The following is a 21543-nucleotide window of genomic DNA, read 5'->3' on the forward strand; positions in this document are numbered from 1 at the left end:
AATAAGGCATGGATCGTCCTCATGACTTATTGTCCGTAACTAAAAATTCTGTCACCTTCCAACCATCATTGAACCTGACTTGGAATGTTCCATACGTTGGCGAAACTTTGGAATATTCACCAATGACCTCTTTGGGATTCTGGTAAGTCCTAAATGGTGTTGAGGTGAAAATTGTTGTTATGATTACATTTGATTTCTCGGGCTGATAGGTATCAATTATGGTGAATTTGTATTTTCCACCTACCTGCCACTCGTTGATCTTCTTACTATAATCAGCTGGATCGATGATCGAGATGGCACACTCTTTGCAGTGTCTTGATGTAACTTTCTTGATTTCCTTCGTGTCGTTGGTTTCGGACACGTAGTTGATTAAATCGACGTAGTACTTTACGAAAGCTTCAGCACCGGATGGAGAGTTCTTTTTTGCTTCATCTGGCATCTTCGGTAACGGAACGTTCTCCGCAGGGCCCTTTTCATCAGCCGGACGATATTTTGGCTTATCCTCAGTTTTCGTAGTCCCGTCTGATGATGCTGCAATCCCTGATGAAGCTGTGGGAGGCGTCGTGCTGCTTGTAGACGACGGATCTGACTCGCTCGATCCTAGAGTGCAACCTGCAAGGGCAATTGAAAAGGCTGCTACCAGTACAACATTGACAAACTTTCGGGTGTTCATTTGAACTCTCCGTCAAAGTGGGGGATGTCGTCGTTGGCGCCATCCTATGCCCGTCTTCTAGTTAATGGCAGAGGTTTATCGGAATCTGTGGATAAGTGGCAGGCCGTCCTATATGAGTTCTAGGTCCGACGACGGCATTTCATTCGATCGACCCCAAATTGAAGTCACGTGACAGCTGGCCTACGGGCCGAGTCATTACTGACGAGAACCTTGAAGCAAATGTTTGCGACACACCGGGTAATAAATCCGCGCTGAACTTCTTGGCGGGAATAACGTTATTCCGGCGCTTCATGCATAGTCAGAGCGTCTTCCTGCCGCAGACATGGACTATGTAAATCCTTCTGCGCAGGCAATTGACAACGATAGTGAAGGTAGAAGAATGTCGCTCTTTGGCGTCCTAGCCCTACAGGGGGATTTCCGCGAACACTTGGCTTCGCTCAACGAGCTTGGCAAAGTAGCGATAGCAGTGAGGACTCCAGAAGAATTAGCCCGTGTCGACGCGCTGATCATCCCCGGCGGCGAGTCGTCGGTCATCGACCGGCTCTCCCGAAACTATGGGCTGGCCGAACCCATCAAGGAGCGCATCGCTGCCGGTATGCCAACCTATGGTTCGTGTGCCGGAATGATCATGCTCGCAGATCGCCTTGAGAATCCGGCAGTTGCCCGCGATGGCGCGGTCCAGCAGACCTTCGGCGGCATCGATATGACGGTGCGCCGCAACGCATTCGGACGCCAAGTTGATTCCTTCGAGAACCACTTGGACTTCAATGGCGTGAACCTTGAAGCAGTCTTTATTCGCGCGCCTGAAGCCATTGAAGTGGGCCCGCAGGTTGAGGTGATCAGCAGGGTACCCGGCGTAGAGGGCGATGCACAAGGTAGAATTGTTGCAGTACGCCAAGGAAATTTGCTGGCAACCAGCTTTCACCCGGAAGTCTCCGGCAATGCTGCAATCCACGAATTTTTCATCAATATCACGCGAGGAGACGCTTAAAGCATGTCAGGCCACTCCAAATGGGCAACTACTAAGCACAAGAAGGCAGCCATTGACGCCAAGCGCGCCAAGGCCTTCGCGAAATTCATCAAGGGCATTGAAGTCGCAGCACGCGCAGGCGGTGCAGACCTCTCCGGCAACCCAGCACTTGAACTGGCAGTTAGCAAGGCCAAGAAGAACTCTGTGCCTGTTAACAACATCGACCGCGCCATCAAGCGCGGCGCCGGCCTGACCGGTGAAGTCGTCGACTACACCGAAATCATCTACGAAGCACGCGGCCCGCAGGGCTCGGCACTGCTGATCGAGTGCTTGACCGATAACAAGAATCGCGCCGCTTCCGAGGTCCGCGTAGGCATCACCCGCAATGGCGGCTCTGTGGCAGACCCGGGTTCGGTGAGCTACCTGTTCAACCGCCAGGGCGTTGTCCGCCTGCCAAAGGGCGAGCTGACTGAAGACGACCTGCTGATGGTCGTTCTTGATGCAGGTGCAGATGAAATCCTGGACGAGGGCGATAACTTTGCCATCGTCTGCGAGCCAACCGACCTGCGCGCTGTAGCTAGCGCGCTGGACGAAGCCGAGATCGCCTACGAGTCGGATGAAATGGAATTCCTGCCTTCGATGAAGGTGGAGCTGGACGTCGAAGGCGCCCGCAAGTTCCTCAAGCTCTTCGACGCGCTGGAAGAACTGGACGACGTGCAGAACGTCTACACCAACGCTGACCTGTCCGAAGAGGTCATGGCAGCCTTGGAAGGGGAGAACTAGGGGTTTGTCCCTTCGTGTCGTGGGCGTCGACCCCGGCCTGACCCGATGTGGTCTTGCCGTGGTCGACGTCGCTGCAAACCGCCAAGTTTCACTGGTCGACGTCACCGTCGCCGGAACCCCGCCGGGAACACCTTTGGATGCGCGGCTGCTGACCATCGCCAACGCCATTGACGCCTGGCTCGACCAACACAAGCCGGATGTCCTGGCGCTTGAACGGGTCTTCGCCCAAGTCAACGTCTCCACTGTCATCGGCACCGCCCAGGTGACTGGAATTGTCATCACCGCAGCGGCCCGCCGAGGAATCCCGGTGGCATTGCATACTCCCACCGAGGTGAAGGCGGCGGTCACCGGCTCCGGACAGGCCACCAAGAACGCCATCGGCAAGATGGTTGCCAAGATCTGCCGGCTCGATGAGCCGCCAAAGCCAGCAGACGCCGCCGACGCGGTGGCGCTGGCAATCGCCCACGCATGGCGAGGAGCCGCGGCAGGATCCAATGCTTCGGCTTCGGCAGCCACATCTGGGGGAGCAGGACAGCTCACCGCAGCGCAACAGGCCTGGATCGCAGCTGAAGCCTCAGCAAAACACCGCGCAGCCCGACGATAACGCCGCGTCTCGGTCAGGGTTCATCGAAATTCGTAGTTATCTTCGATAGACTGGGCATGATCGAACATATTTCCCAAGGAGTGGCATGATCAGCTCATTGACCGGCATCGTCCAAGCAGTGTCCCTGAATACCGCAGTCATCAACGTCAACGGATTCGGCATGCTGGTCAACGCCACGCCCGCCACGCTGTCGCATCTCTTCGAAGGGCGCGAAGCGACGGTCTACACCTCAATGGTGGTCCGTGAAGATTCGATGACGCTGTTCGGATTCGCCAGTGTCGACGAGCGGGACGTCTTCGAGGTGCTCATCGGCGTCTCGGGGATCGGACCGCGTACCGGTCTGGCGATCTTGGCCGTGCACACCCCCGAAGAGGTGCGCATTGCCGCCAACACCAAGGACACCGCGGCGTTCACCAAAGTTTCAGGCATCGGCCCGAAGGGCGCCAGCCGGATCGTGCTTGAGCTCAACGGCAAGCTGGTCCCTACCGGCGCTCCAAGTGCCAGCTCCGCCTCCAGCCCGACGTCCGTGTGGGAGCCTCAGGTCATCGAGGCGCTGACGGGCCTTGGCTGGAGCGAGAAGGACGCCACTTCAACGCTCAAGGCCCTGGAAAAGGCCGACCCGGATGTGGTGGCCACCGGCAACGTCGCGGATATCCTGCGTGCGGCCCTGCGCAGCATGTCCAGCGCCAATCGCGCCCGATAGGATTGCACCGTGTCTGATTCCACCAAACTGACCCACGCCGGCAGCGAGCCGGAAGAACGCGCGCTGGAAGCCGCGCTGCGCCCGCGAAACCTTGATGACTTCGTCGGCCAGTCGCGTGTGCGCCAGCAGCTGGGCCTAGTTCTCGAGGCCGCGAAGATCCGCGAACGCAGCGCCGACCACGTATTGCTCTCGGGCCCTCCGGGGCTGGGAAAAACTACCCTGTCGATGATCATCGCAGCGGAGATGAACGCTCCGCTGCGCATTTCCTCCGGCCCCGCGATCCAGCATGCCGGCGACCTGGCGGCCATTCTCTCATCGCTGACCGAGGGCGAGGTGCTCTTCCTCGATGAGATCCACCGCATGTCCCGGCCCGCCGAGGAAATGCTCTACATGGCCATGGAAGACTTCCGCGTGGATATCGTCGTGGGCAAGGGCGCAGGCGCGACAGCAATTCCGCTGGATCTGCCGCCCTTTACACTCGTCGGCGCCACCACTCGCGCCGGCCTGCTGCCCGGCCCGTTGCGCGACCGCTTCGGATTCACCGGCCACCTGGAGTTCTACACGGTTCAGGAACTTGAACTGGTGCTGCGGCGTTCAGCCATGATGCTGGACCTGCGCGTCACCTCCGCAGCATTCACCGAAATCGCGGGACGCTCGCGGGGCACCCCGCGTATTGCCAACCGACTGCTGCGCCGTGTGCGGGACTGGGCCTTGGTGCACAAGCTTGAAGAAATCGACGACCAGTCAGCGGCCGCCGCATTGGACATGTACGAGGTTGACGCCCGCGGCCTGGACCGCCTTGACCGTTCGGTGCTTGAAGCACTCTGTCTGAAGTTCGGTGGGGGACCGGTAGGCCTGTCAACCCTCGCCATCGCGGTGGGAGAAGAGACCGAAACCGTCGAAACCGTCGCTGAACCGTACCTGGTTCGCGAAGGACTGATGGGGCGCACCCCGCGCGGGCGAATTGCGATGCCCAGTGCTTGGCAGCACCTGGGACTGGCAATGCCCAAGGATGCGATCTTCGCCAGCGCACAAAGCTATGAAAACGATGAGGATTAGGAAAGCAATCCTTCACTTCTTGCGAAAATAGTTCGCCTGCGCACCGGTAGCCATTAGACTGAAGACGCCTGACCTCTGCCCGATATTGGGTGGAAACAGGCGTCTTTGCTGTTTTCACGCGCTTTTTGCGCGCGCAGCATCCGAATTTTTGGCAATCGCAACAAATTGTTAGCAGGTAATTACGTGAACTTCCCCGTGATCGCACAGGCCGCCGGCGGTGGCTTCAACCCTTCACTGATCTTGATGGTTGCGCTGTTCGCAGTGCTCATCCTCATGATGTTCCGCGGCCGCAAGAAGCAGGCAGCACAGCAGGAAAAGTTGAAGACCAACACCGTTCCGGGCGCCAAGGTGATGACCAACTCGGGCATCTTCGGCACCGTTGTGGGCATCGACGCTGAAGATCGCGTTCAGGTAGAGGTCGCCAACGGCGTAGTCCTCACCCTGCACCGCCAGGCAATCTCCACCTTCCTGGACAACGAAGCGAGCGCCGCGCCTGCAGCAGCCAGCGACGCAGCAGCCCCAGCAACCGAAACTCCTGCGGGCGAAACCGCTGAAGAGACTCTTCGCCGTCTGAACGACGAGGGCAAGGACGATCGCAACGCCTAAATCAGGCAGAATCGCGGCGGCCGCTACCACGGACCGCCTAGACGAGAAAGCACATTAGATGTCATCAATCAGACCTGTTAAGCAGGCACGCAAAGCGCTGCTGTGGCTGCTCGTGGTCGTCATCATCGCATCGGGCGTGTTGGTCGGCGGTGTCATGGCAAGCAAAACCAGCTTCGCACCGAAGCTGGCGCTTGACCTCGAAGGCGGCACCCAGATGATTCTGGCTCCGCGCGTTCAGGGCAACGAGTCGATCACCCAGGAACAGCTCGACCAAGCGGTGGAAATCATCCGCCAGCGCGTCGACGGCGCAGGCGTGACCGAATCCGAGATCACCACCCAGTCCGGACGCAACGTTGTGGTCTCCATGCCAGGCGTGCCGTCCCAGGAAACCCGCGACCTGATCCAGGCCTCCGCAAATATGGAATTCCGCCCGGTGCTGATCGCCGGTCCATACGACGCAGTGCCCAAGGACCAGCGCACTCCCGAGAAGGACGTTCCGAAGCCGACCGCCAAGCCGGACAACCCTTCGGACACCAACTGGATCACCCCGGAGCTGTACAAGCAGTTCGAGGCTTATGACTGCACCGCGGAGGAGAAGGACACTTCTTCTACCGACCACGACCCGGCCAAGCCGATGATCTCCTGCGACAAGCGCGTCGGTGCCAAGTACATCCTCGGCCCACGCGAAATCCCGGGCGACCAGATTTCCAACGCCTACGCCCAGCTGGCGCGAGGCGTCAACGGATCGGTCACCGGCGAATGGGTAGTCGTGATCGAGTTCGATTCCGAAGGCAGCAAGACCTTCGCGAACACCACCCAGCGCCTGATCTCGCTGCAGGGTTCGCGCAACCAGTTCGCCATCGTACTGGATGGAAAGACCATTTCCGCGCCGACCACCAACGCGGTGATCTCCGACGGCCGTCCGCAGATCTCCGGCGGCTTCACTCAGGAAAGCGCCCAGGCGCTGGCCGAACAGCTGAAGTACGGCGCACTGCCGATCAGCTTCGACATCCAGTCCGAACAGCAGGTTTCGGCAACCCTTGGCGCCGACCAGCTCAAGGCCGGCCTGATCGCAGGCCTCATCGGTCTGATCGCGGTGTTCATCTACTCGATCTTCCAGTACCGCGCACTGGGCTTTGTCACCATCGCCTCGCTGATCGCCTCCGGATTCCTGACCTACCTGGCCCTCGTGCTGCTGGGCTGGGGCATGAACTACCGATTGTCGCTGGCAGGCGTGGCAGGTCTGATTGTTTCAATTGGCCTGATCGCCGACTCCTTCATCGTGTACTTCGAACGCGTGCGCGATGAGCTGCGCGACGGCCGGCCGCTGGCCAGCGCCATCGACGTGGGCTGGAGCCGCGCCAAGCGCACCATTCTGGCGTCCAAGGCAGTGAACCTGCTGGCCGCCATCGTGCTGTACATCGTGGCTGTGGGCAACGTCCGCGGCTTCGCCTTCACCCTGGGCCTGACCGCAATCATCGACTTGATCGTCGTCTACGGCCTGACCCACCCGACCCTGGTGATGCTTTCGCGCACCCGCTTCTTCGCCGACGGCCACCGCTTCTCCGGCCTTGACCCGTCGCTGCTCGGCGCGGTGCCGCTGTACCGCGGCGCAGGACGCGTCCGCCACTTCAACGAAAACGCTGAAGTGAACCGCGGCAAGAAGAACCAGAAGGCCAGCGGCGAAGCTGCCAAGCGCATGACCATTGCCGAGCGCCGGCGCGCCGAAGCCCAGGCATCGTCGCATGCTGGATCGACTGCAGCGAAGGACTCGGCATCGAAGGAGAGCAATGAATAAGCTTGCGCAGTGGGGCAACGAGCTCTACACGGGCAAACGCTCCTACCCATTCACCGGCAAGCACCGGCTGTGGTTCACCCTGGCCGGCATCCTTGTGGTGCTCTCCATCCTGGTTCCCGTTGTCAAGGGCGGCTTCAACCTCGGCATCGACTTCCGCGGCGGATCCGAGTTCACCGTCTCCAACACCGCTCACACCGATTCCTCCACCGGCGAGCAGGCGGTCAAGGCAGTGGCGCCGGAAGCCCAGGCGACCGTCACCAACATCGCTCCGGGCACCATGCGCGTCCAGACCGAGCGCCTGTCCGATGACCAGACCCTGTCCATCGCCAAGTCCCTGGCCGAAGGCTATGGGGTCAGCAAGGACGAGGTAACCAGCAACTTCATCGGCCCCACCTGGGGCCAGGATGTTTCCCGCCAGGCACTGGTCGGCCTGCTGGTCTTCATCGTGCTGGTCGGCCTGCTGATGGCAGCCTACTTCCGCACCTGGAAGATGTCGCTGGCCGCCATCATGGGGCTGGCCGCGGTGATCGTGATTACCGCGGGCATCTACTCGCTGTCGGGCTTCGAGATCACCCCTTCGGCGATCATCGGCTTCCTGACGATTCTGAGCTACTCGCTGTATGACACGGTGGTGGTCTTCGACAAGGTCCGTGAAAACACCAAGGACTTCGCCCTGGGCCATGACCGCACCTTCGAACAGCAGGTGAACCTCGCGGTGAACCAGACTCTGGTGCGCTCGATCAACACCTCGGTGGTGGCGGTGCTCCCGGTGGCAGCGATTCTGTTCATCGGCTCCTACCTGCTGGGCGCCGGTACGCTCAAGGACCTGTCGCTGGCGTTGTTTGTCGGCATCATCGTCTCCGCGCTGTCCACCCTGTTCGTTGCAGCTCCGCTGTACAACTGGCTGCGCCGCAACGAGCCTGAAATTGTCGCACACACCAAGAAGCTGGAAATGGCATCCTCCTAGGACCCATTTCCGAACTCTCTGCGATGCCTGATCGGCGTCCGCCGCACCTGCCGGCGGGCGCCGATTTCGCTTAAGCATGACAGCGGTCAATTAGTAGACACCGCGTTCACGTGCTATAACGAATGAACTGGAGAACGTGTAAAAATTGAAGCCGCGGCAGTTTTGGCGCGGCGGCACCAATCCCGTCCGAACGCACTGACCGGCGTCGGCTCCCGGCAGAAACCCTGCCAGGTGCGACGCCGTTCTTCGTTGGATGGCGAACGTGGAAGGAGCGGGGCATGGCCAACACGCCAAACCTGAACAACTCAAAACGACGCTCGATCTCACGTTTGGTGCGCTTTGCCGGCCGCGGGAGCACGCCCAGCACGTCGCCGACGCTCGAACCGCTGCTGCGCACTGTCAAGTCCAAGCACCCCAAGGCGGATCTGGACCTGCTGGTCCATGCCTATGAGGTCGCCGAAAAATACCACGAGGGCCAGAAGCGCAAGAGCGGCGACCCGTACATCACCCACCCGGTGGCGGTGGCCACCATCCTCGCGGAAATGGGCATGACCGGTTCCATCCTGGCCGCCGCGCTGCTGCACGACACCGTGGAGGACACCGAGTATTCGCTGGAAGCGGTGACCAAGGAGTTCTCCGAAGAAATAGCCATGCTGGTTGACGGCGTCACCAAGCTGGACAAGGTCACCTACGGCGATGCGGCCCCGGCCGAAACCGTGCGCAAAATGGTTGTGGCGATGTCCCGCGATATCCGCGTGCTGCTGATCAAGCTCGCGGACCGCCTGCACAACGCCCGCACCTGGCGCTACGTCTCTCCGGAGTCCAGCTCGCGCAAGGCCAAGGAAACTCTGGAGATCTTCGCGCCGCTGGCCCACCGCCTGGGCATGAACACCGTCAAGTGGGAGCTGGAGGACCTTTCCTTCGCCGCATTGCACCCCAAGGTGTACCAGGAGATCGTGCGCATGGTGGGGGACCGCACCCCCGAGCGCGAGAAGTACCTGGCAAGCCTGCGCGAAACCCTGAACAAGGACCTGCGCGACGTGGACATCGCCGCCACGGTCTCCGGGCGCCCCAAGCACTACTATTCGATCTACCAGAAGATGATCGTGCGCGGCAAAGACTTCGACGACATCCACGACCTGATGGGCGTGCGCGTCCTGGTGGACACGGTGAAGGACTGCTACGGCGCGCTGGGCGTGGTCCATGCCCAGTGGAACCCGCTGCCCAACCGCTTCAAGGACTACATCGCGATCCCGAAGCTGAACCTCTACCAGTCCCTGCACACCACCGTGATGGGCCCCGAGGGTAAGCCGGTGGAGATCCAGATCCGCACCCATGACATGCACGTGCGCGCCGAATACGGCGTGGCAGCGCACTTCCAGTACAAGCACGGGGCGAACGCCAACTCCATGCTCTCCCCGGAGCAGAACATGGACTGGCTGCGCTCCCTGATGGAATGGCAGGCGGATGCGACGGACTCCGAGGAGTTCCTCGACGGTCTGCGCTACACCATCAGCTCCGCCGAGGTCTACGTCTTCACCCCCAAGGGCGACATCATGTCCCTGCCGGTGGGCGCCACCCCGGTGGACTTCGCCTACTCCATCCACACCGACGTCGGACACCGCACCATCGGCTCGCGCGTCAACGGCAAGCTCGTTCCGCTGCACACCGAGCTCAAGCAGGGCGACGTCGTGGAGGTGTTCACCTCCAAGGCAGAAGGCGCGGGCCCGTCCCAGGACTGGCAGAACTTCGTCAAGTCCCCGCGCGCCAAGGCAAAGATCCGCGGATACTTCTCCAAGGAGCGCCGCGAGGAGTCCATCGAGAAGGGCAAGGAGCAGCTCACCAAGGAGCTGCGCCGCAACCAGCTGCCGCTGCAGAAGCTGATGACCCACGACCTGCTGGCCGCGGTGGCCAGCGAACTGCACCACTCGGACATCTCAGCGCTCTACCAGTCGGTGGGCGACGGGCACACCAGCGCACAGAATGTCATCGAGCACCTGACGGCGCTCATCGAGCCGGAAGAGCCTGCAGCCGATGCCGAAGAGCCGGAGGTCAAGGTCAATGCGCCGACCCAACGCACCGGCAACGATGCGGGCGTCATCGTGGAGGGCATCGGTGACGTACTGGTCAAACTGGCCCGCTGCTGCACCCCGGTGCCGCCCGATGAGATCCAGGGCTTCGTCACCCGCGGCGCCGGCGTCTCGGTGCACCGCACCGACTGCCTGAACCTCGCCCAGCTGGCCGAGCAAGCTGACCGCATCGTCAACGTCTCCTGGGCCGCCAAGCACAACGGCGTGTTCCTGGTGGAAATCCAGGTGGAGGCGCTGGACCGCAAGTCCCTGCTCTCGGATGTGACCCGCATCCTCTCGGAGAACCACCTGAACATCCTCTCCGCCTCGGTGCAGACCAGCAAGGAGCGCGTTGCGCTCTCCCGTTTCTCCTTCGAGATGGGCGATCCGAAGTTCCTGAACCACGTGTTGAACCAGGTGCGCAGGATCGACGGGGTCTATGACGTGTACCGCACCACCGCGGGAAGCCGCCGCTAGGGCGCACAGGCCGGCTGGCCGCTCCAGCGTGGCTAGGCGGCGCGCGGATAGTGTTCGTCCGCCGCCTGCTGGCTGAAGGAGCCGACGAGGCGAAGCGCCCTGCTCACCTCGGGCTGCGGGGGATAGGCCTCCAGGGCCTGGGCAATCATTCCCAGCTGCAGTTCGGGGTCCCTGCGCCTCACCACTTCCGACAGCACCCCGCTTGCCGTGGGCAGCGGGTCGAAGGCCGCGCAGTCGCATACGGTGCGCAGCTCGCTGGTGACCTTGACCCGATGCCGGGTCACCACCTCGTCCTTGGACAGCTGCAGTTGCGTGAAGCTCACCTGCAGCCCGTTGCCCGGCCGGTAGGGACGCCGGTAGCCCGGGCTGGCGATGCACAGCGCCAGGGTGAAGGGCAACAGCCCGTGGACCCACGCGGCAGTCTCCCGGCAGATCACATCCTGCCGCTGCAGTTGCCTGCCTGAAACAAAGGCGGCGATCCGCGCCCGCACGGCGGCGTCGTAGCTGAAGAATGCGGGAACAAAGCAGTTGCCCATGGCCTCGCGGACCAGTCCCCGCCCGGCCATGGCGCCGAGCTCATTGCGGCTGAACATCTCGCCGGCAATCAACAAATCCTCCGGAATACGCAACGCGGCGGCGCGCCGTCCGGCAGCCTGTGTATGAATCGTGTCCATAAGGCTACTGAACCAGCATGCGCCGCCGCGTTGGCGGTGTTCTGGCGAACTGTGGATTACTCCAGTTGTTTACTCGAAGTCGGCTGCCGACTTTTCAAGGGTGCTCAGCCACATGCGGCGGGCATCCAGTGCTTCCTGCGCGGCCGCGATCTGCTTGGCGTTGCCCTTGGCTTCGGCCGCTTTCAGATCGTCTTCCAGCGCTGCAATGGTGTCCTGCAGCTGGGAGAGCATCGAGTTCGAACGGGCCTTGGTCTCCGGGTTGGAACGGCGCCACTGCTCGTCCTCGGCGCCCTTCACGGCGTCGGCCACCTGGCGCAACGCGGACTCGATGCGCTGCAGGTCCCCGCGCGGCACCTTGCCGGCGGCTTCCCAGCGGTCGCGGATGGAGTCCAGCTTGGCCTTGGCGGTGGCCAGGTCCTGGATCGGCAGCAGGGCGCGGGCTTCTTCCAGCAGCGCCTCCTTCACGACCAGGTTGGCGGCGAACTCTTCGTCGATCTTGGCGTTGGCCGCGGCGCGGGCCTGGAAGAACACGTCCTGGGCGGCGCGGAAGCGGCCCCAGAGCTGGTCGTCGTCCTTGCGCGAGGCGCGGCGGGATTTCTTCCACTCGTCCATGAGCTTGCGGTACTCGGCGGCGGTAGCTGCCCAGTCGGTAGAGGTCTGCAGTGCCTCGGCGCGGGCGATCAGCTCTTCCTTCACTGCCTTGGCGGCGGCGTTGGTGGAATCCAGCTGCGAGAAGTAGGCGCGGCGGTGGCGGTCGAAGGTGGTGCGGGCCGCGCGGAAGCGCTTCCACAGGGCATCTTCGGTGGCGCGCGGCAGGCGGACCGAGGAGCGCTGGGTGCTCTTCCAGTTCTCGAACAGCTCGTTCATCGCAGCGGAAGCTGTCTTCCACTGGATCTGCTCCGGGCGCTTGGCGGCCATGGCTTCGGCCTGCTCGACGATCGACTCGCGCAGCGCCAGCTGCTCGGCGCGGGCGGCCTCGTTGGCCTTGCGCTGGTCGGCGGCCAGGTTCTGCGCGGCGGCGCGCACGGTCTCTAGGCGGGACTCGAGCAGCGCAATGTCGCCGACCATGTGGCGTTCGGTGACCAGGGCGGCCAACGCGTCGATGTTCTTCCCCATCTCGCCGGCCGGGGCCTTGGCGGCGACGCGCTGTTCAAGCAGCAGCAGCTGGGAGAAGGCGTCGTCATACTTGCGCACAAAGTAGGCCAGGGCCTCTTCCTGGCTGGCATCCGGGTACTGGCCGACTGGGTGCTCGGCGCCGTCGATGATCACGAAGACGTGGCCGTCCTCGGTGACGCGGGCGAACTTCGCCGCTTCTTCCAGGGGAGTGGTGTGTGCGACGGTCTGCGCCGCGACCGGCTTGGCGGCAGGCTTTACGGCCTGCGGCGAAGGGGTCTTCTGGCTGTCGTCGGATTGCTGACTGGTGGTCACCGCTGAAACTCTTTCACTTAACGCTTCACTTGCTAAGAGGTAACTCTACCTTTGAGCTCGGCTTCTTTGTAAGCCGACGTGCGCAGGTTTCTTTCGCACAGCGCTATAAGATGGATGGGCGGCGTGTTTTTCCGCCGCCAAAAGCACCGAAGTTTTTCCGCGTTCAAGGAGTTTCATGGCACGCAAGGCCTCCCTTTCAGGTTTCCCCGAATGGCTTCCCGCCGAGCGGGTGGTCGAGCAGCATGTGCTTGACACCTTGCGCCGCACCTTTGAACTGCACGGCTTCGCGAATATTGAGACCCGCGCCGTGGAAACCCGGGCGCAGCTGCTGCGCAAGGGCGAGATTGACAAGGAAGTCTACGGCCTGTCCCGTCTGTCCGCCGAGGATGACAAGAACGATCCCAACGCCCTGGCCCTGCACTTCGATCTGACCGTGCCCTTCGCCCGCTATGTGGTGGAGAACGCCGGGCACCTTGCCTTCCCGTTCCGCCGCTACCAGATGCAGAAGGTCTGGCGTGGCGAACGCCCGCAGGACGGCCGCTTCCGCGAGTTCACCCAGGCCGACATCGACGTGGTGGGCGACGGCACCCTGCCGTTCAGCTACGACGTGGAGCTGGCGCTGACCATCGCCGACGCCCTTTCCGCACTGCCCATCGGGGACTTCTGCCTGCGCGTGAACAACCGCAAGCTGGCCGAGGGCTTCTACCGCGGCCTGGGCCTCGAGGACCCGGATGCGGTGCTGCGCGCCATCGACAAGCTGGAGAAGATCGGCGACGAGGCCGTCGCCAAGATCCTGGTTGAGGAGGTCGGCGCTACTGCTGACCAGGCGGCCGCCGCCCTGGCGCTGGCAAAGATCCGCACCCTTGACACCAGCTTCGTCGAAGAAGTCCGTGCGCTGGGCGTTGAGCACGAACTGCTGGACACCGGCCTGGACGAGCTCTCGCAGGTCATCGCCGCCGCTTCCAAGCGCGCCCCAGGCAAGGTCATGGCAGACCTGTCCATCGCCCGCGGCCTGGACTACTACACCGGAACCGTCTACGAGACCGTGCTGGTGGGTCACGAGTCGCTGGGCTCCATCTGCTCGGGCGGGCGCTACGAGTCGCTGGCTTCCAAGGGCAAGAAGAACTACCCGGGCGTGGGCTTGTCCATCGGCGTGACCCGCCTGGTCTCCCGCATCTTGGCCGAGGAGCTGGTCACTGCGGCGCGCAGCGTGCCGTCGGTGGTTTATGTCACCCTGGCGCACGATGATTCCTGGCACGAGGCGCAGGATGTTGCCTCCGCTTTGCGCGAGCGCGGCATCGCCTGCGAGGTGGCATCCAGCGCAGAGAAGTTCGGCAAGCAGATTAAGTACGCAGATCGCCGCGGAATTCCGTTCGTTTGGTTCACCCACGACGACGGCACCCACGAGGTTAAGGACATCCGCTCCGGCGAGCAGGTTTCCGCGGATCCTGCCAGCTGGGCACCGCCTGCATCGGACCTGCACAACACAGTCGCTTAAAACAGCACCGGCTTTGGTGCACTAAACTTTGTGGGTAGATCAACCCATATTTTTTCGATCGACCGAAAGGATCGTAGTGCTACGCACTCATCAGCTGGGCGTGCTAAACGCCGAGCACATTGGACAGCAGGTCACCCTCACCGGTTGGGTAGCCCGTCGCCGCGACCACGGAGGCGTTGCCTTCCTCGACCTGCGCGATGCCTCCGGCGTTGCCCAGGTTGTTGTCCGCGATGAAGAGGACTTCCACCCGCTGCGCAATGAGTTCGTGCTGCAGATCAAGGGCACCGTTGAGCGCCGCCCGGAAGGCAACGAGAACCCGAACCTGCCTACCGGCGAGATTGAGGTGATCGCCGATGAGGTCATCGTGCTGAACACCGCAGCCCCGCTGCCTTTCCAGGTCGATGAGCACGTCGAGGTCGGCGAGGAGGCGCGCCTGCGCCACCGCTACCTGGACCTGCGCCGCCCGACCCCTGCGCGCAACATCCGCCTGCGCTCCGAGGCCAACCGCGTGGCACGCAACCTGCTGCACGATCAGGGCTACATCGAGATCGAGACTCCGACGCTGACCCGCTCCACCCCGGAAGGCGCCCGCGACTTCGTCGTGCCTGCACGCCTGACCCCGGGCAGCTGGTACGCGCTGCCGCAGTCCCCGCAGCTGTTCAAGCAGCTGCTGCAGGTCGGCGGCTTCGAGAAGTACTACCAGATCGCCCGCTGCTACCGCGATGAGGACTTCCGCGCCGACCGCCAGCCTGAGTTCACCCAGCTGGACATCGAGGCGTCGTTCGTTGAGGAAGACGACATCATCGAGCTCGGCGAAAAGCTGGTCAAGGAACTCTGGGCGCTGATCGACGTCCAGGTCCCGACCCCGATCCGCCGCATGTCCTACGCAGAGGCCATGTCCAAGTACGGTTCGGACAAGCCGGACCTGCGCTTCGGCCTCGAGCTGACCGAGATGACCGAGTACTTCGCCAACACCTCCTTCAAGGTGTTCCAGGCCGAATACGTCGGGGCAGTGGTCATGCCCGGCGGCGCGTCGCAGCCTCGCCGCACCCTGGATGCCTGGCAGGAATTCGCCAAGCAGCGCGGCGCCAAGGGCCTTGCCTACGTGCTGATCAAGGAAGACGGCGAGCTGGCCGGCCCAGTCGCCAAGAACCTCTCCGACGAGGAGAAGGCAGGCCTTGCCGCCGCCACCGGCGCCCAGGCTGGGGACTGCATCTTCTTCTCCGCCGGCGCTAAGGGCGAGTCCCGTGCACTGCTCGGCTCGGTCCGCGTGGAAATCGGCCACCGCACCGGCTTGATCAAGGAAGGCGACTGGGCCTTCGTCTGGGTTGTCGATGCACCGATGTTCGAGGCCGCCTCGGCCGCCGTTGCCTCCGGCGACGTGGCAGTGGGCGCCGGCGCATGGACCGCAGTGCACCACGCATTCACCAGCCCGAAGCCTGAGTTCATGGACACCTTCGACACTGATCCTGCCTCGGCGCTGTCCTACGCCTATGACATCGTCTGCAACGGCAATGAGATCGGCGGCGGTTCGATCCGTATCCACCAGCGCGATGTACAGGAACGCGTCTTCAAGGTCATGGGCGTGACCCAGGAGCAGGCCGACACCCAGTTCGGCTTCCTGCTCGAGGGCTTCAAGTACGGCGCACCTCCTCACGGCGGCATCGCCCTGGGCTGGGACCGCGTGCTTCAGCTGCTGACCGGTTCCGAGTCTATCCGCGACGTCATCGCCTTCCCGAAGACCGGCGGCGGCTTCGACCCGCTGACCCAGGCTCCTGCACCGATCACCCCGCAGCAGCGCAAGGAAGCCGGCATCGACTTCAAGCCTGAAAAGAAGAAGGCCGAAGAGAACGACAAGGCCGAGGCAGAAGCCAAGTAGCATCTGACCCATCCTTCGCCAGAGGGCCGGGAACACTCCCATCACGGAGAGTTCCCGGCCCTTTCGCATCCCTTGGCTCGCCTCCGCCAATCTGCTGGCCCAGCACACAGGATTGGATATGCCGGGTTTCCGGCGTGTTCGTGCCCTGCCAGTATGCAACAACGAGCTTGAACCACATTTTGAGTTCGCTAAGCGGTATCAACTTGCTGCGTATCCAATATTCCACGCCGGGCCCGGTGTTTTATTGCATTGCCTCAAAAAATAAACTAGGTTGAAAACTGACCTAGTAACGCAATGCGAGGGAACACCCAATGAGCGCACATCAGGACACCAGCGCATCAGCTCGGATCATCAACGCCTATTCACCCGACGATCGTGACTGGGCGGAGCAGTTTCATGCAGCGCTCATATTGGCCAATGCCTCCGAGGAACAGTGCGCTCGAGAATTGTCTACGCAGCTCGAAACCATTCAGGCCAGCGGGCAGGGTGCCGAGGAGCTGCTGGGCAGCGGCTGGCTCTTTGGCAAGCAGCGAGTGCGTGAAATCAAAAGTCCAGAGCAGCTTGCGCTTGATGAATTGCCGGTAGACAGCTTCCGCACCCTGGTTCAAGGCTTCGGGCTCCTCATGGGCGCCATGGCGCTCGGTTTCGGCCTCTGGATTGCCATCAGGGATGGGTGGATGCATCAGAGCTGGTTGTACTGGCAGCTGGCCTGCTTCATCGCCGGCGGGTCCATTGCCCTGATTGGCACGGGTTTCGTCTACCTGCGCATGGCATCTCGCTTCAGCCACGCGTGGCGGTTGTTGTTGATCGGCCTTCCTGTCACGGCGTTCGTTGTGGCGCCGATCCTCATGGTGGCAGGGGAAGATGAAGTAATCCCCATGTGGAACTTCGTGGCTCCGCTGCTGGGCCTTGTCCTTGCTGTCGGCGTGTTTTTTCTGCCCGAAACGGGAAATGCGTCGGCCGCCAAAGGAGGTAATGCAGCTGAGTACCGAGATCCACTGCAGTGGTTTGCTCAAGCGCGAAGAATTCTGCGCGGCCGCTATGGGTTCAGTCGGAGAGAGGCAGACAGTGCGCTTGCAGATGCCAAGGGGGACTGGCAGGCCGCTGAAGCCGCCGGGCAATCGATGGGCATCACCTCAGAACTTGGAACCCCCAATGAATTTTCCATCCAGCTAGCCCCGACTAATACCGCGGCCATGCGGCGGCGGAGAATCATGGTGAACGGCGCCTTCATAGTGCTTTTCGGTTTCTACCTGGTCGGACGCGTCGAACTGCTGCTGACCGACGGGTTCTCCTGGTGGGACACCGGCCTGGGCATCCTGTGCCTGCTGCTGATCGTTTACTATGCGACCAGGCTTCTTCCGTCGAAACTTGACGCGCAAGTCCAGGAAAAGCAGTTGGTCCTGCAGCAATCCGCGGACGCAGTAGCATCAATGCAGGACAATATCTAATGCTTGTAGAACGTTTTACAAGCTTTGACTTTACAAGGCTGGAAAGCTGAGCATGACTGAAAAACCACGGTTTCCGGCCAGCTGGCAGCGCGCTGTGCTGCCGTTGTTGCTGCTTGACCAACTCGCAGCCGGCCCCGCCCATGGATATGCCATTGCCAAGGCACTTGAGAGCAGGGGATTTGACCCGTTCAAGGGAGCGACGCTGTACCCGGCCCTGGCCAAGCTCGAGTCGTCGGGGGCGGTGAGCACGACCTGGGAGGAGGGCCAGGGCGGGCCCGGACGCAAGGTCTATGAGTTGACCAGCTCTGGACGCGCAGAACTTGCCGACCACAAGCGGCTTTTCAGTGACTTCGCGAAACTGGCCGGTAGCTAAGTCCTGCGCCCGTTCCGGCTATGCCAAGTCTGCTGAATCCACGATCAACGTCATCGGTCCGGAGTTGACCAAGTGGACCTCCATCATCGCGCCGAAGCGCCCGGTTTCAACATGCGCTCCAAGCTCGCGCAGGTAGGAGACGAAGTACTCGTAGAGCGGTTCGCTCACCGGACCCGGCGCGGCATTGGACCAGGACGGGCGCCGGCCCTTGCGCACGGAGCCATAGAGGGTGAACTGGCTGATCACCAGCAGGGGAGAAGCGGTGGATTCGGCACTGGCTTCATCCTCCAGAATCCGCAGGCGCCAGATCTTCTCAGCCACCTTGCGCGCGGCCGCTTCATCGTCGTCATGGGTGACGCCCAGCAGGATCACCAGGCCCGGCGAGGGCAGCTCGCCGACGATGTGCTCCTCGACCTCGACGTGGGCGGTGGACGCAACCTGAACTACTGCGCGCATGGGATCCTTCAACTAAGCCTGTGACGAACGGGACGCGCAGAACGCGCCCGGCATCCAGACTATCGCTAGGCTGGATGGGTGAGCGATTTGTTCGATGCCCTGGATGACGATGACTTTGCCTCCGCGCGCAGCGGAGGTTCCATCAACCGCCCGCGCCCTCCGCTGGCCGTGCGTATGCGTCCGCGCACCCTGGACGAGCTGGTGGGCCAGCAGCACCTGCTCGGGCCGGGATCCCCGCTGCGCCAGCTGGCCGAACACCCGGAGACCGGGCCCGCCGGTCCTGCCAGCGTGATCCTCTACGGTCCGCCGGGCATCGGCAAAACCACCATCGCGCATGTCATCGCCCGGGCCACCGACCGCAAATTCGTGGAGCTCTCCGCCATCACCGCCGGCGTCAAGGACGTTCGCCGAGTCATTGAGCAGGCCAAGGACGACCGCGATCTGCGCGGGGTGACCACGGTGCTGTTCCTCGACGAGATCCACCGCTTCAACAAGGCCCAGCAGGACGCGCTGCTGCCCGGGGTGGAGAACCGCGTGGTGGTGCTCGTGGCGGCCACCACCGAAAATCCGTCCTTCTCCGTGATCTCGCCGCTGCTTTCGCGCTCCCTGCTGCTCACCCTGCGCCCGCTCACCGACGGGGACCTGGCGCAGCTGCTGGACCGTGCGGTGGACGACGAGCGCGGCTTTAATGCCCAAGTCCAGCTCGACGCCGAGCAGCGCGACGCCATCGTCCGCCTGGCGCAGGGCGATGCCCGCCGTTCGCTGACCGTCCTGGAGGCCGCCGGCGCGGTGGCCTGGAACGCCGCTGGAAAAGACGTCGAACCGCCGGTGAAAATCACTGCCGAGCACGTCCAGCTGGCCATGGACCAGGCGGTGCAGCGCTATGACAAGGACGGCGACCAGCACTACGACATCATCTCCGCGTTCATCAAATCCATCCGCGGCTCCGACGTGGACGCGGCCCTGCACTACCTGGCCCGCATGCTCGCGGCAGGGGAGGACCCGCGCTTCATCGCCCGCCGGCTGATGATCAGCGCGAGCGAAGACGTGGGCATGGCTGATCCCACCGCACTGCCGCTGGCGGTCGCCGCCGCCCAGTCCGTCGCACTGACCGGGATGCCGGAGGCACGGATCATGCTCGGACAGGCCACCGTGCATCTTGCCACCGCGCCCAAATCCAACGCCTCCTATATGGCCATCAACGCGGCCTTGGCCGACGTCGCCGAAGGCAAGGGATCCCTGGTTCCCGACCACCTGCGCGATGCCCACTACCCGGGCGCCAAACAGCTAGGCCACGGCATCGGCTATATCTACGCCCACGATGCGCCACATTCCATCGCCGCCCAGCAGTACCTGCCCGACGACCTGGTCGGCACCAACTACTACACGCCCACCGCCAACGGGGCGGAGAAGACCATCGGCTCCCGGCTGGCGCGGCTGCGCGAAATCATCCGCGCCAAGGATCCGCGGCGCAAACGCTAGAGCATGTGGGCTAAACCTCACACAGCATGGCGGCTGATTCGTGTAAACTTGAAACTTGGCTGGCAAGCCGTGCTCGTTCACGGTTGCAGTGATTAGCGGGACGCGACGCCCACACACTCTCCGACCTGGAGGCCAGTAGATACCCGTCGCTAAACGAAAAGGACACATCAATGGCTAACGCCCGTGCCCGCCGTACCGTACGCCTTTCGCGTGCCCTCGGCCTTGCCCTGACTCCAAAAGCTGAAAAGTACATGGAGCGCCGCCCATACGGTCCAGGCCAGCATGGCCGCGCCCGCAAGAAGCAGGACAGCGACTACGCTGTGCGTCTGCGCGAAAAGCAGCGTCTGCGCGCCCAGTACGGCATCCGCGAAGTTCAGATGCTGAACGCTTTCAAGGAAGCCAAGCGCCTTGGCGGCCAGACCGGTGACAACCTGCTGGCTCTGCTCGAGTCCCGCCTGGATGCACTTGTTCTGCGCGCCGGCTTCGCCCGCACCATCCAGCAGGCTCGCCAGCTGGTTGTGCACCGTCACATCCTGGTCAACGGCCAGCGTGTTGACCGCCCATCGTTCCGCGTGAAGCCGGGTCAGCTGATCCACGTTCACGAGAAGAGCGAGAAGATGGTTCCATTCCAGATGGCAGCAGCCGGCGAGCACGCACAGGTGCTGCCAGCCGTTCCAGCCTACCTGGACGTGAAGCTGGAATCCCTGCAGGCAACCTTCCTGCGTGCACCAGAGCGTGCTGAGATCCCAGTGACCTGCGAAGAGAACCTCGTGGTCGAGTACTACGCACGCTAAACCGTGCGCTAGCAAAGGCCCGCAACCGGCACACGGTTGCGGGCCTTTGGCTTAACTACCTGTCGGAGCGAAGATTTCGATAAGGTGGACTGGCACCAAAAACCCAAGCAGAAGAGGAAGCACATGTCGGGTTCGGATATCGCAGGGCTTATCGCCGCAGGAGCATTTGTCATCTTGGTGGCATTCCTCGCGGTGCCCATCATCAAGCTGGGCAAGGTGTTCGACGAGCTGCGCGGCTCCATCAAGGACCTGGCCGACGGCACCACCCCGTTGATCGGCGAGGTGACCAACACCGTGGCCACCACCAACGACCAGCTCAAGAAGGTGGATGCCATCACCACCAACGTCTCCGACGCCACCGCCAATGTCTCGGCGCTGTCCTCTCTTGTCGCCGCCACTGTCGGCAAGCCGCTGATCAAGGTCGCCGCCTTCACCGAAGGCGTGAAGTCGGCGATGAACTCCAAGCCATCGGGCAAGGCGCGCCGCAGCCGCTGATCCAAGCGGGCTGTGCGGAAACTGGCACCAAACTGCCATGTTGGCCAACGGCTAATTAGTTCATGAACTTAGGGCGAGGAGACTAGAATGAAAAAGCTCTTGTGGGTATCGATCGGCGTCGGCATTGGCGTGCTGGCATCCAAGAAGTACACCGAAGTTTCATCCGGGGCGGCGCTGAACCGCCAGGTCGGTAAATATGCCGACCGCGCCGCGGAAATTGCGGACGCATTCCGAACCGGAATGCGCACCCGCGAAGAAGAATTGCGTTCCGCCCTCGGCGTGAACGACACCAAGTGAAGGGATC

Annotated in this window: 21 protein-coding genes; 17 read left to right on the plus strand and 4 right to left on the minus strand. The window is 62.4% G+C overall.

The window, feature by feature from the left end; all coding sequences use genetic code 11:
• Positions 1-19 precede the first annotated feature (19 nt).
• On the minus strand, positions 20-673 hold the full coding sequence (locus tag AUR04nite_RS00830) for a DUF6318 family protein (protein ID WP_141360980.1): 654 nt from the start codon (positions 671-673) through the stop codon (positions 20-22).
• A gap of 379 nt (positions 674-1052) precedes the next feature.
• Here AUR04nite_RS00830 and pdxT point away from each other — a divergent pair, with 379 nt between their 5' ends.
• From pdxT to AUR04nite_RS00875, 9 genes are all read left to right on the plus strand, one after another.
• The gene (gene pdxT, locus AUR04nite_RS00835) at positions 1053-1664 is read left to right on the plus strand and encodes a pyridoxal 5'-phosphate synthase glutaminase subunit PdxT (RefSeq protein WP_174787844.1); all 612 of its coding nucleotides are present in this window, start codon (positions 1053-1055) and stop codon (positions 1662-1664) included.
• A 3-nt stretch (positions 1665-1667) separates the two neighbouring features.
• Positions 1668-2426 (plus strand): YebC/PmpR family DNA-binding transcriptional regulator, encoded by a 759-nt coding sequence (locus AUR04nite_RS00840; RefSeq protein ID WP_141360984.1) that lies wholly within the window; start codon positions 1668-1670, stop codon positions 2424-2426.
• A 4-nt stretch (positions 2427-2430) separates the two neighbouring features.
• Positions 2431-3030: a crossover junction endodeoxyribonuclease RuvC gene (gene ruvC / locus AUR04nite_RS00845; protein WP_141360986.1), complete on the plus strand. Its 600-nt coding sequence runs from the start codon at positions 2431-2433 to the stop codon at positions 3028-3030.
• Between the two features lie 85 nt (positions 3031-3115).
• Positions 3116-3733, plus strand: coding sequence for a Holliday junction branch migration protein RuvA (gene ruvA, locus AUR04nite_RS00850; RefSeq protein ID WP_141360988.1), 618 nt, complete (start codon positions 3116-3118; stop codon positions 3731-3733).
• Positions 3734-3742: 9 nt separating this feature from the next.
• Positions 3743-4792, plus strand: a complete 1050-nt coding sequence (gene ruvB / locus AUR04nite_RS00855) for a Holliday junction branch migration DNA helicase RuvB (RefSeq protein WP_246055253.1) — start codon at positions 3743-3745, stop codon at positions 4790-4792.
• Positions 4793-4975: 183 nt separating this feature from the next.
• On the plus strand, positions 4976-5398 hold the full coding sequence (yajC, locus tag AUR04nite_RS00860; RefSeq protein ID WP_141360990.1) for a preprotein translocase subunit YajC: 423 nt from the start codon (positions 4976-4978) through the stop codon (positions 5396-5398).
• Between the two features lie 58 nt (positions 5399-5456).
• Positions 5457-7196, plus strand: a complete 1740-nt coding sequence (gene secD / locus AUR04nite_RS00865) for a protein translocase subunit SecD (protein WP_141360992.1) — start codon at positions 5457-5459, stop codon at positions 7194-7196.
• Positions 7189-8163 (plus strand): protein translocase subunit SecF, encoded by a 975-nt coding sequence (gene secF, locus AUR04nite_RS00870; RefSeq protein ID WP_141360994.1) that lies wholly within the window; start codon positions 7189-7191, stop codon positions 8161-8163. Before secD ends, secF begins: the two co-directional genes overlap by 8 nt.
• Before the next feature lie 278 nt (positions 8164-8441).
• A complete protein-coding gene (locus AUR04nite_RS00875) occupies positions 8442-10709 on the plus strand; it encodes a RelA/SpoT family protein (protein WP_141360996.1) in 2268 nt (755 codons plus the stop codon).
• A 32-nt stretch (positions 10710-10741) separates the two neighbouring features.
• Here AUR04nite_RS00875 and AUR04nite_RS00880 read toward each other — a convergent pair whose 3' ends face one another.
• On the minus strand, positions 10742-11338 hold the full coding sequence (locus AUR04nite_RS00880) for a hypothetical protein (RefSeq protein ID WP_141360998.1): 597 nt from the start codon (positions 11336-11338) through the stop codon (positions 10742-10744).
• Between the two features lie 114 nt (positions 11339-11452).
• Complete coding sequence (locus AUR04nite_RS00885; protein WP_141361000.1) at positions 11453-12811, minus strand: DUF349 domain-containing protein; 1359 nt, start codon at positions 12809-12811, stop codon at positions 11453-11455.
• A gap of 175 nt (positions 12812-12986) precedes the next feature.
• On the opposite strand from AUR04nite_RS00885, the gene hisS reads away from it, so the two are divergent.
• From hisS to AUR04nite_RS00905, 4 genes are all read left to right on the plus strand, one after another.
• The gene (gene hisS, locus AUR04nite_RS00890) at positions 12987-14309 is read left to right on the plus strand and encodes a histidine--tRNA ligase (RefSeq protein ID WP_141361002.1); all 1323 of its coding nucleotides are present in this window, start codon (positions 12987-12989) and stop codon (positions 14307-14309) included.
• Positions 14310-14385: 76 nt separating this feature from the next.
• On the plus strand, positions 14386-16188 hold the full coding sequence (gene aspS, locus AUR04nite_RS00895) for an aspartate--tRNA ligase (protein WP_141361004.1): 1803 nt from the start codon (positions 14386-14388) through the stop codon (positions 16186-16188).
• A 311-nt stretch (positions 16189-16499) separates the two neighbouring features.
• Positions 16500-17639: a cytochrome ubiquinol oxidase subunit I gene (locus AUR04nite_RS00900; protein ID WP_141361006.1), complete on the plus strand. Its 1140-nt coding sequence runs from the start codon at positions 16500-16502 to the stop codon at positions 17637-17639.
• A 52-nt stretch (positions 17640-17691) separates the two neighbouring features.
• A complete protein-coding gene (locus AUR04nite_RS00905) occupies positions 17692-18012 on the plus strand; it encodes a PadR family transcriptional regulator (RefSeq protein ID WP_141361008.1) in 321 nt (106 codons plus the stop codon).
• A gap of 18 nt (positions 18013-18030) precedes the next feature.
• On the opposite strand, the gene dtd is transcribed toward AUR04nite_RS00905, so the two are convergent.
• Positions 18031-18468, minus strand: coding sequence for a D-aminoacyl-tRNA deacylase (gene dtd / locus AUR04nite_RS00910; RefSeq protein ID WP_141361010.1), 438 nt, complete (start codon positions 18466-18468; stop codon positions 18031-18033).
• A 78-nt stretch (positions 18469-18546) separates the two neighbouring features.
• Between dtd and AUR04nite_RS00915 the strand changes: the two genes are divergently transcribed.
• From AUR04nite_RS00915 to AUR04nite_RS00930, 4 genes are all read left to right on the plus strand, one after another.
• Positions 18547-19950 (plus strand): replication-associated recombination protein A, encoded by a 1404-nt coding sequence (locus AUR04nite_RS00915; RefSeq protein WP_141361012.1) that lies wholly within the window; start codon positions 18547-18549, stop codon positions 19948-19950.
• A 170-nt stretch (positions 19951-20120) separates the two neighbouring features.
• On the plus strand, positions 20121-20744 hold the full coding sequence (rpsD, locus tag AUR04nite_RS00920) for a 30S ribosomal protein S4 (protein ID WP_047119187.1): 624 nt from the start codon (positions 20121-20123) through the stop codon (positions 20742-20744).
• A 123-nt stretch (positions 20745-20867) separates the two neighbouring features.
• A complete protein-coding gene (locus tag AUR04nite_RS00925) occupies positions 20868-21239 on the plus strand; it encodes a DUF948 domain-containing protein (protein ID WP_141361013.1) in 372 nt (123 codons plus the stop codon).
• Between the two features lie 87 nt (positions 21240-21326).
• Positions 21327-21536, plus strand: coding sequence for a hypothetical protein (locus AUR04nite_RS00930; protein WP_141361015.1), 210 nt, complete (start codon positions 21327-21329; stop codon positions 21534-21536).
• The last annotated feature ends 7 nt before the right edge of the window (positions 21537-21543 follow it).

It is taken from the genome of Glutamicibacter uratoxydans (assembly GCF_006539925.1).
In the GTDB taxonomy this organism is placed as follows: Bacteria; Actinomycetota; Actinomycetes; order Actinomycetales; family Micrococcaceae; genus Glutamicibacter; species Glutamicibacter uratoxydans.

Bases quoted from the DNA above. Each gene is read 5' to 3' on its own strand.
- AUR04nite_RS00830 (WP_141360980.1), bottom strand. From the start codon at position 673: ATGAACACCCGAAAGTTTGTCAATGTTGTACTGGTAGCAGCCTTTTCA.
- pdxT (WP_174787844.1), top strand. From the start codon at position 1,053: ATGTCGCTCTTTGGCGTCCTAGCCCTACAGGGGGATTTCCGCGAACAC.
- AUR04nite_RS00840 (WP_141360984.1), top strand. From the start codon at position 1,668: ATGTCAGGCCACTCCAAATGGGCAACTACTAAGCACAAGAAGGCAGCC.
- ruvA (WP_141360988.1), top strand. From the start codon at position 3,116: ATGATCAGCTCATTGACCGGCATCGTCCAAGCAGTGTCCCTGAATACC.
- secD (WP_141360992.1), top strand. From the start codon at position 5,457: ATGTCATCAATCAGACCTGTTAAGCAGGCACGCAAAGCGCTGCTGTGG.
- secF (WP_141360994.1), top strand. From the start codon at position 7,189: ATGAATAAGCTTGCGCAGTGGGGCAACGAGCTCTACACGGGCAAACGC.
- AUR04nite_RS00875 (WP_141360996.1), top strand. From the start codon at position 8,442: ATGGCCAACACGCCAAACCTGAACAACTCAAAACGACGCTCGATCTCA.
- hisS (WP_141361002.1), top strand. From the start codon at position 12,987: ATGGCACGCAAGGCCTCCCTTTCAGGTTTCCCCGAATGGCTTCCCGCC.
- AUR04nite_RS00900 (WP_141361006.1), top strand. From the start codon at position 16,500: ATGAGCGCACATCAGGACACCAGCGCATCAGCTCGGATCATCAACGCC.
- AUR04nite_RS00905 (WP_141361008.1), top strand. From the start codon at position 17,692: ATGACTGAAAAACCACGGTTTCCGGCCAGCTGGCAGCGCGCTGTGCTG.
- dtd (WP_141361010.1), bottom strand. From the start codon at position 18,468: ATGCGCGCAGTAGTTCAGGTTGCGTCCACCGCCCACGTCGAGGTCGAG.
- rpsD (WP_047119187.1), top strand. From the start codon at position 20,121: ATGGCTAACGCCCGTGCCCGCCGTACCGTACGCCTTTCGCGTGCCCTC.
- AUR04nite_RS00925 (WP_141361013.1), top strand. From the start codon at position 20,868: ATGTCGGGTTCGGATATCGCAGGGCTTATCGCCGCAGGAGCATTTGTC.
- AUR04nite_RS00930 (WP_141361015.1), top strand. From the start codon at position 21,327: ATGAAAAAGCTCTTGTGGGTATCGATCGGCGTCGGCATTGGCGTGCTG.